Genomic DNA, 10,582 nt, shown 5'->3' with positions numbered 1-10,582 from the left:
CCCAACTTTTGTCCCTGATCCTATAATTCGACACAATTGTTCGATTGGCGTTCAATTCTAGAACCAAATCATTCAACGAAAATTTTGGATTTAGAAATAACTTTTGTTCTTCAAATAATTGCAAACTTTGTTCGAAATCTTCATCAATTTCAACTTCGAATTTTGTTTTTTCTAATTGATTTTCTTCCTTAATATCTAACTCAAGTATTGTTATTTCATCAAGACATTTTTGTAAATAATTCTTCTTTTTTTGATGTTTTTGATTCATTTTATAAAAAACAATTCCACCAAAAATTAGAATTACTACTAAACCAAAAAATGAAGATCTTTTGAAGTTTTGATTCTTTTCTTTCAATAAATTTCGTTCAGTTTTCAGGAATGTATTTTCATATTTCTCGAGATTTGGTTTCAAAACAGTATGATCAGCCACATAAAATAAACTATCAAAAGACAATAAATTATTTACAGATAATAATTTATCTCGACTATTTCCATATTTCTCGTTGTATTCAACTACTCGTTCATAAGAAAGTCGCAGTTCTTCATCAAGAATTTTATATTGTTTTGAGAATTCCACAACATTTTCAAAATATTGGATTGCTTCTCTATTTCGCTTTTGTTGATATAAAATTTCACCTAAAAATTGCTCCGAAATCACATACCATTTGATATCATTTTGCTTCCAGAAAGCTTGTTGTGCTTTTTTCAATGTATTAAATGCCGAATTATAATCTTTTTTGTAGAAATCAATAATTCCTTTATTCTTCAAAGCATATTGATAATTTACCGTATCAACCGTTTCAGATAATTCAATTTTGTTGTAATAATCACTTTTGTTCAGATGATTTGTTTTGCTATATAAATAAGACAATTTCCCAAGAATGGAAAGGTAAATACTAAACGATTTTGACTGATGTTTATATTTCTCGAAATATGGTAAAGAAGCTTCATACAATTCTATAGATTCCTTTATTTCATGTAAGTTTTCTTTTGTTTTCGCAATTCCTACAAGCGAAGAATAAAATGTAAAATCATCTTTTATTTCAGTTGATAGTTGTTTCGAAATGGTGAAATTTTTCAAAGCATTATTGTAATTACGTTGCTCCAAAAAATAATTTCCTTTTTCGATATAAGCTTCACTCAACACAACTTTATCATTCAACCGATAAGCTGTTGAAATCGTAGAATCAATAATTCGAAGATTTTCTTCAACCAAATCATTATTTTTTTGACGTAAAAATTCAGCTTTATCTTTTTGTGTTTTTCCAAACATATTTACTGAACTGAATATGAATAGAATAACTATAATAAATTTAAGAAGCCTATTTCCCGAAATTATAAAACGTAACATATTATATTTCTTTAATTTAAATAACATTGTAAACAATTATCATTTGACACCAAGTTGATAAAAAACATTTAAAAATATAAATTAAAATTGTTCAAACAAAAATTTTACTTCCTCTAAATGTAAGTAAAACAATAATCAACACAATTTTATTATGAAGTTTCTACAATTAATTCTCATTTTGATTAGCTCTTTTGCTTTTGCACAAGAAAAATATTCGATTACAGGATATATTTCATCAGAAAAAGAGTCAAAAACAATTCACGCAAAAGTTATTTTATACGATGAATTTCAAAATGTTATTCAAACAATTGAAACTGAAAATTCTAAATTTAACTTTGAAAATTTAGAACCTAAAATCTATTTAATTTCTGTTATTTATGACAATAATATTCAAGATGAAGAACCTTTTTATTTGAACGAAAATAAAACATTTCACTTAAACATTGATGAAACTGTACAAATTGATGAAGTTATAATCAATGGAAAAAAAGAAACTTTCAAAATAGAAAATGGCAATTATAATATTGATGTCGCCAATTCAAATTTTAATAAACTTGCTACAACTAAAGAATTATTTTCAAAATTACCAAGCGTCATGTTAGGCGCAGATCAAGAAACATTGACAATTATTGGAAAAGGAAACCCTTTGTTGTATTTGGACGATCAACAAGTTGATTTTTCTACCATTTCGAGTTTAGCAATTGAGGACATAAAATCGATTGAAATTATCAAAAACCCTTCTGCTAAATATGAAGCAAATGGAAAATCTATCGTAAAAATTAATCTAAAGAAAAGTAAAAAAGAAGGTTTAAAATTGACTTTGCAAGAAACATTATCTTTCAAAAGAAAGTTTAATAATTATTTCAATTCGACTTTTCAAATTCGTAAAAATAAAAGCGAATTTAAACTGAACGCATCTTATAATCAACTAAATCCGTGGGAAGGAAATGGATTCGATTATCGCATAAAAGACAAAAATATTCAGTCCAATTATTTCATAAAATCGCAAACTAAACGTCCACATTTTATTGTAAACACAAGCTTTTTTCAGGAATTAAATGAATCTGGAGATTATTTTTCGTTTGCTATTAATTCAAATTTTAGAAAAGATAAAGGTTTGCTTGATACCAAAACAGAATATACCGAAAACAATGAAAATCAATCTATTTTAACGTTAAATGATAATGAAAATCATCGAAATTTTGTGAATACTTTGGTGAATTACAATAAAAATATTACGTCAATCGATGCAAGTATTTTAACAGGTTTACAATACACGATTTATAACACAGGAACAATATATTATTTTTACAATAAGATTAATGAGAATAATATCAAATACAATCAATCGCGCTATCAAAAATATCGTCTTAAGGTTTTTGCAGGAAAATTTGATGTAGAGAAAAAGTTTGAATCTGATCAAAAAATTGAATTTGGAGGACGTTTTACGCATGCAAAATCTGAGACGAATAATGAAACATTTTTTCCTCAACAATCATCAGAAGAATTTCTTTATAATTTCAAAGAACTGAATCTTTCCGCCTATTTGCAATACACTAAAAATTATGAAAAATGGAATTATAAAGCTGGATTAAGAACAGAAACGACTAATTCTAAAGGTTTTGATGAAATAAAACAACTTTCGGATATTGATAAAAAATACATCGATTGGTTTCCGAATGCAGAAATTAATTACACTTTTGATAATAAAAATGCGTTAACAATTTACTATAAACGTACAATTGATAGACCGAATTACAGCAATCTTTCTTCTGGGAATTTGTACGGAAGTCCTTATATCGAATACAGTGGAAATTTTAATATTTTACCTACTTACACCGACACATTTTCAGCGAATTATTCATTAAAAAAATGGAACATGAATGTGACGTATTATCAAAGTAAAAATCCGATGAATTATACATTAATTTATAATGATGTGAGAAATATTTCAACATTTACAACGATTAATTTCGAAAAAGAAAAAAACATTTCTGTTGCTTTGGATGTTCCATTCGAATATAAATTTTGGTCAACACAAATTAGTTTAGCTATGATTCATAGTAAAATAATTGATGAAAAAGCTGTGTTAAAAAAATCGATTCCGTATATCTATTTATACTCTAATCACAATTTCAAATTGGGAAAAGATTTCAACTTTATGGTTGATGGATATTGGTTAAGCAAACGAACTGAAGGAATTTATGATCGAAATTCTCAAGTTATCGTTAATCTTGGATTGACAAAATCATACAAAAACTTTGATTTTTCTATTCGTTTCAATGATTTATTCAAACAAATGAAATTTAGCGAAACACTGAATTATGATAAAATAAGTTCTAAAAATCTATTTTTAGTCGATTATCAAGAACTATCAGTTAGTGTTAAATATAATTTTGGCCGATTAAATAAAACCATCTCGAAAGAGAATAAAGTAAATGAAGAAGAAGATAGAATTAGGTAGTAGTTTTATTTTCAAAATTCAATAAATCGTATAACTTTGCTTTCATAATTTAAAGAAATAAAATGTTTAAATTTATTCGTAAGGTTGTAATTTATCTTTTTGTAGCTCATCTTGTATACATTGTTGTGTTAAAGTGGATTAATCCGCCGTTCACGATTACGCAAGTTCAGCAAGGTTTTGAACAAGGAAAATTTAAGCGCGATTATATTTCCTATGAAGAAATGGGACGAAATATAAAATTGGCTGTAATTGGTTCCGAAGATCAAAAGTTTCCTGTACACAATGGATTTGATATGGATGGAATACAAGAAGCGATCGAAAAAAATAAAGAAGGGAAAAAACTTCGTGGAGGTTCTACGATTTCTCAACAAGTAGCGAAAAATGTGTTTTTGTGGCAAGGTCGTTCTTGGTTGAGAAAAGGATTGGAAGTTTATTTTACGTTTATGATCGAAAAAATTTGGGGCAAACAACGTATTTTAGAAATGTATTTGAACACTTCAGAAATGGGAATTGGTGTTTTTGGAGTTGAAGCAGCTTCAGAATATTATTTTAATAAACCAGCTAAAGATTTAACCAAAAATGAAGCGGCTCGAATTGCAGCAGCTTTGCCATTGCCACGAAAATATAATGTGAATCCGCCTTCGTCTTTTATCAGTAGACGCGCTAGTCATATAGAGCGACAAATGCGAAATATACAAGGAAGCACTGATTTGGAAAAGGTTTTAGGAGAATAAAATAGAAAAGAGAAGTTAATAAGCTTCTCTTTTTTGTTTTATTACTCTCTCCAATTAATTTTAACCGCAGAAATTTTCTCTAATTCCAAACGAATTTCAGGAAGTAAATTGAAATCATTTTTCATGTAAAAAGCCAACGGAGAACAATAAGGCTCTCCATTCGCTTTTGTATCTTTTTCATGGTCGATTACCCAACCATTTAGTTCTGTCGAAAATGTTTTTAATCGATTAAGAATTTTACGTCCCAAACCAATTTGATGCAACTCGCTATCCACAATTATTGCAAACCATTTTTCATAATCTCTTTCGAAAATCACCGCCCAAGCATGCATTTGATTGTTTTCATCAACAGCAAAAAAATGTTTCGCATCAATCAAACCATTCAGATAATTTTCGGTATCCTGTAAACTCTCAAAAGCTAGATTAATAGGATATTCATTGTTCCAAATTTTAAAAATATAATCTTTATGAATTTGGTTTAATGTTGTAAAGGAATAGATTTCGAATGAGTTAAGTTGAGACATAAAATGATTTCTTATTCCGCTAAATATACTAATTTATTTAGTCAAAATTTCTTTTAAAATCAAAGGTTTATCAGTTGTAATATAATCAGCTTTCATATCAATCATTTCTTGCATCACTTTTGGGTCGTTAACTGTCCAAACATTAACCAATAAGCCCAAATCTTTCGCTTCTTTCAACCAAGTAGGATTTTTCTGAAAAACGCTATAATGATAATCAATTCCATTCCAATTTTTCGCTTTTACTTCTTGAGGAGACAAATCTCCAGCTAAATAAGAAATGTGAAATTTAGGTGCTAATTTCTTGAATTCATCACAAATATTTTGACTAAATGAAATGATTTCAACTTGTTTTTCTACTTTATGTTTTTTGATGATTTCAATTGCTTTTCTTACTGCACGATCTTCATTTTCTTTTGATGAGTGAGGTTTTAATTCGAAAATTAATTTAACTTTCTTATTCTTTTTTCCTTGTTCAAAATATTCTTCTAAAGTTGGCATGTTTTCGTTGTTAGCCAATTTCAACGTTTTTAAAAGAGAAGAATTAGTCATTTCGATTGCATGACCTTGAAAATTATCATCATGATTTACCATCAAAACATCATCAGCGCTAATTAATACGTCAAATTCAGAACCATAAGCACCAATTTCTTGTGCAGATTTTAAAGATTTGATCGAATTTTTTGCATTATTCTCGGTGTCCCAATAACCGCGATGAGCAATAATTTTTTGAGCATTTGCCATATTCGTAAGCATAAAAGTTGTTAAGGCAGTAAATATAAATTTTTTCATGATGAATTGTTTTTTCGAAGTAAAATTATTTTGTTTAAAGGATTTTGACGTTACCTAAAGATTAAGAAGTTGAATTTATAAAAGAATCTGTCGAAAAGCAGTAAATTTTGACTGGAATAAAATTGCGATTGCGCCGAATTTCACTTAATTTTGCACAAAGACAAACACAATGACGCAAGGAATTATTATTTTAGATTTTGGCTCGCAATACAATCAATTAATCGCGCGCCGAATTCGAGAATTTGGAGTTTACACAGAAATTATTCCCTACAACACTTCGATCGAAGAAATCAAAAAACACAATCCAAAAGGAATTATTTTATCAGGAGGACCTTCTTCAGTTTTTGGAGATGAAGCCGCTTTGGTAGATAAAGAATTATTCGAAATGGGCGTTCCTGTTTTAGGAATTTGCTACGGAATGCAATTGATTTCGCACTTATTAGGCGGAGAAGTTAAGAAAGGTGAAAAAGGTGAATATGGAAAATCTGAATTAACAGTTTTAGCTCAAAACAGTTTATTTGCAGGTGTTCCAGAACAATCTACAGTTTGGATGAGCCATTTCGACGAAGTAATGACAGCGCCAACTGGATTTACAATTTCTGGAAAATCAAACATAGATATTGCGGCAATCGCAAATGAAGATAAAAAGATTTTTGCAGTACAATTTCACCCAGAAGTAACGCATTCAGAATATGGTTCAACAATGTTAGAAAACTTTGTTTTCAATATTTGTCAGGCTGAAAAGAATTGGGTTTTAAAAGATTTTATCGAAACAGAAATTGCTCGTATAAAAGAAGTAGTTGGTGATAAAAAAGTAATTTTAGGACTTTCTGGAGGTGTTGATTCTTCTGTTGCTGCGGTTTTGATTCATCGTGCAATTGGCGATCAATTAACATGTATTTTTGTTGATACTGGTTTATTGAGAAAAGATGAAGGAAAAAAAGTAATGGAAAATTACGGAAAACACTTCAACATGAACATTAAAATGGTAGATGCTTCAGAACGTTTCTTAACAAACTTGAAAGGTATTGACGAACCAGAAGCAAAACGTAAATCAATTGGTAAAGATTTCGTGGCTGTTTTTGATGAAGAATCAAATAAATTTGAAGATGCAGCATTCTTAGCGCAAGGAACTATTTATCCTGATGTAATCGAATCGCAATCTGTAAAAGGACCTTCTGCAACTATCAAATCTCACCACAATGTTGGTGGATTACCAGAAGATATGAAACTTCAATTATTAGAACCATTACGCGAATTATTCAAAGATGAAGTACGTAAAGTTGGAGTAGAATTAGGAATTCCTCGCGAATTAGTTTACCGTCATCCTTTCCCAGGACCAGGTTTAGGAATCCGTGTTTTAGGAGAAGTTGACGAAGAAAAAGTACGTATTTTACAAGAAGCAGATCAAATTTTTATCGACGAGCTTTATGCACATAATTTATACGACGAAGTTTCTCAAGCTTTCGTGGTTTTATTACCTGTAAAATCTGTTGGAGTAATGGGAGACGAGCGTACGTACGAATATACGGCGGTTGTTCGTTCTGCAAATACGATCGATTTTATGACAGCAACGTGGTCAAAATTACCTTACGAATTCTTAGAATTAGTTTCGAATAGAATTATCAATGAGGTAAAAGGAATTAACCGTGTAGCTTACGATATCAGCTCAAAACCACCAGCAACTATCGAGTGGGAATAAGCTGAAAAATATATCAAAGCCAGCCAATGTGCTGGCTTTTTTTCTATGTAAACTTTAAAAAACTAAATATTAAATGGAACTTTTAAAAGAAAGAATTCTGAAGGATGGAAAAAGTTTCGATGGTGGAATTCTAAAAGTTGATAGTTTTATCAACCACCAAATGGATCCTGTTCTGATGAAAGCAATTGCGTCGGAATTTGTCCAGCGATTTTCGGATTTAAACATTAATAAAATCATTACAATCGAAGCAAGCGGCATTGCTCCAGCGATTATGGTTGGATTAGAATTGAATTTGCCTGTTGTTTTTGTGAAGAAAGCAAAGCCTAAAACAATGACAGATTTTTATGCGTCGCAAGTGTATTCATTCACGAAAGACCGAACGTACGATGTTTGCGTAAGTAGTCAATTTTTGAATGAAAATGATCATGTTATTTTTATTGATGATTTTTTAGCGAATGGAAATGCAGCGTTGGGTGTTGAAAATTTGATTAAACAATCTGGCGCAAACCTTTTGGGAATGGGCTTTATAATTGAGAAATCATTTCAAGAAGGACGCGATCGCTTATTGAATGAAAATATCAGAGTTGAATCTTTAGTAAGATTAAAATCTTTGGGAGACAACTCAATTATTTTTGAAGAATAAAAAATATCAACCAAAAGCCAATTTATATTGGCTTTCTTTTTACTTTTAAAAAACAAAAAACTTACCTTGATAATATGAAAATAAAATTACTTGCCTTAACGCTCTCTTTACTATTCTTTACAAATTGTAATTCGTACAAATCGGCGAATTCAGCATTGGTTTCTGGTAATTTTCAGCAAGCTTTTGAACAATCTACGCAAGCTTATTTCAAAAATCCATCGGAGAAAAATGGAATCAAATATGTTCCATTAATTTTTGAAGCTTATAACAAAGGACAGCAAGAAGATGAAAATAGATTGAAACAAATCGAAACGTTGACAAATCCTTCTAAATATCAGGAAGCGTATCAAATTATTAATCGTTTGCAAGAAAGACAAAAAACGATTGCTGGAATTGATGGAAGATCGATTAGCGGGAAAACGTATAATTTCAAAACAAAAGATTATTCAACAGCTTATAAAACAATTCAAGAAAAGTATGCGCAATTTTTGTACGATGAAGGAAAATCTTTTCTAAATCAAGGAGGAAAACTGAATGCACAAACGGCTTATCAAAAGTTTCAAGTTTTAGAAAGTGTTTATTCAAATTATAAAGATACTCGTAGTTTGATGAATACGGCTCGTACAAACGGAATGTATAAAGTTTTGGTGCAATTGGTGAACAACACAGAAGTTGTTATTCCTAAACTATTAGAGAAAGATTTGTTAGATTTTAATTCGTATGGATTGGATTCTAATTGGACTGAATTTTACACGGGAAAATTAAATAGTTCTTATGATTATGTAATTCAATTAAGTTTTGAGACGATAAATGTTTCACCTGAACGAGAAAAAATTGAGGTGCATAATTTTGAGAAAAAAATTGTTGATGGTAAAGAAGAATTGGTGCAAAATGGAGTAGTGGTAAAAGATAAAGACGGAAAACCCGTGATGGTAGATCGTTATATTACAGTAAAAAGTCGTTTTGAAGAAGTACAACGCATCAAGGAAGCTGCAATTACGGCAAAATATTATTTGATCGATAATCAAAAAGAGCAAGCCATCGATTCTAAAAACTTAGCAAGTCAGTTTATTTTTAGAGATTCTTACGGAACTTACTAAGGTGATCGACGTTCTTTGGATCGAGATTATATAAATATGATTGGTAGAAGACCAGCTCCATTTCCATCAAATGAACAAATGATTTTTGATTGTGGGCAAGATTTGAAACGTAAATTCAAGAACGAAATCATCCGTATGAAGCTTTGATAAAAAAAATGTAAAAAATTTAATCATTTTTTAAAATTCATTTTCAATAGCTTATCACATAAAACGTCTGTTTTAGCTAAAAACTTGTAAAATTAGTTTTGGTGAATTAAAAAACCTTTCTATATTTGCACAGCAATTAAGACATAGACCCATGGTGTAACGGTAGCACATCGGTTTTTGGTGCCGCTAGTTGGGGTTCGAATCCCTGTGGGTCTACAAAAGTCTTATGCCTCGATAAGCAATTGTTGAGGCATTTTTATCTAACCTAGTTAAGAGAAAAGTTGCAAAAATTGAAATAAAATTTAGTCAGACCCATGGTGTAACGGTAGCACATCGGTTTTTGGTGCCGCTAGTTGGGGTTCGAATCCCTGTGGGTCTACAATTTTTTCTTTTCAATTTTAACATAATAATCATGGACAGACCCATGGTGTAACGGTAGCACATCGGTTTTTGGTGCCGCTAGTTGGGGTTCGAATCCCTGTGGGTCTACAGATTTTAAGCTTCAATATTTTTATTGAAGCTTTTTTTATACTATATATTTTGTTATATTTATCATAATTGATTTAGTAAATGACATTAGAGGACATAATTTTAGAAGCTAAAAAAGGGAAACGAAATGCTCAGAACGCAGTGATAGAGGTTTTGTGGAACAAAGTTTATCATTATGTATTTTCTAAGATTAGAAACGAAGAAGAAGCCGAAGATATCGCCATCGAAACGTTTACGAAAGTTTTTACAAAATTAAAATTATATAACGAAGATTTTGACTTTACGACTTGGGTAATTTCTATCGCACATAATACGATGATTGATCATATCAGAAGATCTCCAAAACTGAATATTTCTCTTGATGATGAAACCAAATTTTTAGAAATTTTAGAAGATCATCCTTCGCCAGAAGAACATTTGATTTTAAAACAAGATAATGACACGCTGATAAAAGCTATTGCAAAATTGAGAGAACCTTATCAAAAAATTATAGAATTGCGTTATATCGAAGATAAAACATACAAAGAGATTGCTGAAGAACTCAATTTGACCTTACCAAATGTTAAAGTTCGTCTTTTAAGAGCCAAACAATTGTTAACAGAGGTGATGCAAGATAATATTTAGTAAATTTATTCGTTG

General features: G+C 30.1%; 9 protein-coding genes and 3 tRNA genes. 9 read left to right on the top strand and 3 right to left on the bottom strand.

The window, feature by feature from the left end:
* On the bottom strand, nucleotides 1–1,273 hold a 1,273-nt coding region (locus B3R94_RS04495; protein ID WP_291098947.1), incomplete at its 3' end, for a hypothetical protein.
* A 229-nt stretch (nucleotides 1,274–1,502) separates the two neighbouring features.
* On the opposite strand from B3R94_RS04495, the gene B3R94_RS04490 reads away from it, so the two are divergent.
* On the top strand, nucleotides 1,503–3,815 hold the full coding sequence (locus B3R94_RS04490) for an outer membrane beta-barrel family protein (protein ID WP_291098944.1): 2,313 nt from the start codon (nucleotides 1,503–1,505) through the stop codon (nucleotides 3,813–3,815).
* A 62-nt stretch (nucleotides 3,816–3,877) separates the two neighbouring features.
* Entirely contained in the window at nucleotides 3,878–4,549 is a 672-nt protein-coding gene (mtgA, locus tag B3R94_RS04485; protein WP_291049037.1) for a monofunctional biosynthetic peptidoglycan transglycosylase, read from the top strand.
* A 41-nt stretch (nucleotides 4,550–4,590) separates the two neighbouring features.
* Here mtgA and B3R94_RS04480 read toward each other — a convergent pair whose 3' ends face one another.
* Nucleotides 4,591–5,073: an N-acetyltransferase gene (locus B3R94_RS04480; protein WP_291098941.1), complete on the bottom strand. Its 483-nt coding sequence runs from the start codon at nucleotides 5,071–5,073 to the stop codon at nucleotides 4,591–4,593.
* 33 nt (nucleotides 5,074–5,106) lie between these two features.
* Nucleotides 5,107–5,862 (bottom strand): glycerophosphodiester phosphodiesterase, encoded by a 756-nt coding sequence (locus B3R94_RS04475; protein ID WP_291098938.1) that lies wholly within the window; start codon nucleotides 5,860–5,862, stop codon nucleotides 5,107–5,109.
* A 169-nt stretch (nucleotides 5,863–6,031) separates the two neighbouring features.
* On the opposite strand from B3R94_RS04475, the gene guaA reads away from it, so the two are divergent.
* The 7 genes from guaA to B3R94_RS04440 all read left to right on the top strand — a co-directional run bounded on the left by guaA (nucleotide 6,032) and on the right by B3R94_RS04440 (nucleotide 10,567).
* Complete coding sequence (gene guaA, locus B3R94_RS04470) at nucleotides 6,032–7,564, top strand: glutamine-hydrolyzing GMP synthase (protein WP_180906189.1); 1,533 nt, start codon at nucleotides 6,032–6,034, stop codon at nucleotides 7,562–7,564.
* Between the two features lie 73 nt (nucleotides 7,565–7,637).
* The gene (gene xpt / locus B3R94_RS04465; protein ID WP_219034709.1) at nucleotides 7,638–8,207 is read left to right on the top strand and encodes a xanthine phosphoribosyltransferase; all 570 of its coding nucleotides are present in this window, start codon (nucleotides 7,638–7,640) and stop codon (nucleotides 8,205–8,207) included.
* 74 nt (nucleotides 8,208–8,281) lie between these two features.
* Nucleotides 8,282–9,307 carry a hypothetical protein gene (locus tag B3R94_RS04460; RefSeq protein WP_291067251.1) on the top strand — a complete coding sequence of 342 codons (1,026 nt, stop codon included), beginning with the start codon at nucleotides 8,282–8,284 and terminating at the stop codon, nucleotides 9,305–9,307.
* 292 nt (nucleotides 9,308–9,599) lie between these two features.
* Nucleotides 9,600–9,670 (top strand) — tRNA-Gln (locus B3R94_RS04455).
* A gap of 92 nt (nucleotides 9,671–9,762) precedes the next feature.
* Nucleotides 9,763–9,833, top strand: a tRNA-Gln gene (locus tag B3R94_RS04450).
* 39 nt (nucleotides 9,834–9,872) lie between these two features.
* A tRNA-Gln gene (locus B3R94_RS04445) sits at nucleotides 9,873–9,943 on the top strand.
* Between the two features lie 81 nt (nucleotides 9,944–10,024).
* On the top strand, nucleotides 10,025–10,567 hold the full coding sequence (locus tag B3R94_RS04440) for an RNA polymerase sigma factor (RefSeq protein WP_291061890.1): 543 nt from the start codon (nucleotides 10,025–10,027) through the stop codon (nucleotides 10,565–10,567).
* Nucleotides 10,568–10,582 lie beyond the last annotated feature (15 nt).

It is taken from the genome of Empedobacter sp. UBA7611 (assembly GCF_002484365.1).
Classification (GTDB): domain Bacteria; phylum Bacteroidota; class Bacteroidia; order Flavobacteriales; family Weeksellaceae; genus Empedobacter; species Empedobacter falsenii_B.
This window is presented reverse-complemented; position numbering and strand designations above follow the sequence as displayed.

Excerpts from the sequence above, each read along its gene's own strand:
- B3R94_RS04490 (WP_291098944.1), top strand. The coding sequence starts at position 1,503 with ATGAAGTTTCTACAATTAATTCTCATTTTGATTAGCTCTTTTGCTTTT.
- mtgA (WP_291049037.1), top strand. The coding sequence starts at position 3,878 with ATGTTTAAATTTATTCGTAAGGTTGTAATTTATCTTTTTGTAGCTCAT.
- B3R94_RS04480 (WP_291098941.1), bottom strand. The coding sequence starts at position 5,073 with ATGTCTCAACTTAACTCATTCGAAATCTATTCCTTTACAACATTAAAC.
- B3R94_RS04475 (WP_291098938.1), bottom strand. The coding sequence starts at position 5,862 with ATGAAAAAATTTATATTTACTGCCTTAACAACTTTTATGCTTACGAAT.
- guaA (WP_180906189.1), top strand. The coding sequence starts at position 6,032 with ATGACGCAAGGAATTATTATTTTAGATTTTGGCTCGCAATACAATCAA.
- xpt (WP_219034709.1), top strand. The coding sequence starts at position 7,638 with ATGGAACTTTTAAAAGAAAGAATTCTGAAGGATGGAAAAAGTTTCGAT.
- B3R94_RS04460 (WP_291067251.1), top strand. The coding sequence starts at position 8,282 with ATGAAAATAAAATTACTTGCCTTAACGCTCTCTTTACTATTCTTTACA.
- B3R94_RS04440 (WP_291061890.1), top strand. The coding sequence starts at position 10,025 with ATGACATTAGAGGACATAATTTTAGAAGCTAAAAAAGGGAAACGAAAT.